Below are 1288 nucleotides of genomic sequence, written 5' to 3' on the forward strand. Positions count from 1 at the left end.
ACGCAGACCTGCGTCAGCGCCTCGCATTGGGTCGGGTTGACCTTGCCCGGCATGATCGACGAGCCCGGTTCGTTTTCCGGCAGCGACAGCTCGCCGAGGCCCGAACGCGGGCCGGAACCGAGGAAACGGATGTCGTTGGCGATCTTGAACAGTGCGGCGGCCGCCGCATTGATGGCGCCGTGCGAAAACACCATGGAATCATGGGCCGCCAGCGCCTCGAATTTGTTCGGCGCGGTGACGAAGGCGATGCCCGTAATGCTGGCGATGCGATCCGCCACCCTTTCGGCGAAGCCGACCGGCGCGTTGAGGCCGGTGCCGACGGCGGTGCCGCCCTGCGCCAGCTCCTGCAGGCCGGGCAATGTCAGCTCGATGCGCTTGATCGACGAGGCGACCTGCGCTGCATAGCCCGAAAACTCCTGGCCAAGCGTTAGCGGGGTGGCGTCCTGTGTGTGCGTGCGGCCGATCTTGATGATGTGATTGAACTCTCTGCTCTTGGCGGCGAGCGCCTTGTGCAGATGCTTCAGCGCCGGCAACAGATCGTGCACGATGCGTTCGGCGCAGGCGATGTGCATGGCCGTCGGATAGGTGTCGTTCGACGACTGGCTCATATTGACGTGATCGTTGGGATGCACCGGCTTCTTGGAACCCATGACGCCGCCCAGCATCTCGATCGCACGGTTGGAGATCACCTCATTGGCGTTCATGTTGGACTGCGTGCCCGAGCCGGTCTGCCAGACCACCAGCGGGAAATGGTCGTCGAGCTTGCCGTCGATGACCTCTTGCGCCGCCTCGACAATCGTCTTGCCGATGGAAAGATCAAGCCGCTTGAGCTCCATGTTGGCTTCGGCCGCCGCCCGCTTGACGATGCCCAGCGCGCGCACGATCGACGCCGGCTGCTTCTCCCAGCCGATCTTGAAATTGCCGAGCGAACGCTGCGCCTGCGCGCCCCAGTACCGGTCGGCGGCAACTTCGATGGGACCGAACGTGTCGGTTTCGGTTCTGGTATTTGCAGCGGTCACGGGTCTCTCCTTGTCGAAGTCGGCAACGGCGTATCGCGTTGCACAAACGGCTTCAAGCGGAGATTGCGGAGGGGATTGATGCAAATCGGTTGAAGGTGATCTCCCCCCTCGAGGGGAGATGTCGCCGAAGGCGACAGAGGGGGTCGGTTCGACCGGGCGTGACCTCTTATCGCCGCCGGAAGAGGCTGGCGCCCCACGCCTGCTGCCATCTCCCCTCAAAGGCGGGGGATTCTTGCGAAGGAGGACCCCCACCCTAGCCCCCCCACAAG

Annotated in this window: 1 protein-coding gene; it reads right to left on the bottom strand. The window is 63.9% G+C overall.

The genetic code is table 11. From position 1 onward, the window contains the following. Positions 1-1019 (bottom strand): class II fumarate hydratase (locus tag EN964_RS34910; protein WP_164776403.1); only part of this gene is annotated, 1019 nt, incomplete at its 3' end. Positions 1020-1288: the final 269 nt, after the last annotated feature.

This window comes from Mesorhizobium sp. M7A.F.Ca.CA.001.10.2.1 (assembly GCF_003998575.1).
Lineage (GTDB): Bacteria > Pseudomonadota > Alphaproteobacteria > Rhizobiales > Rhizobiaceae > Mesorhizobium.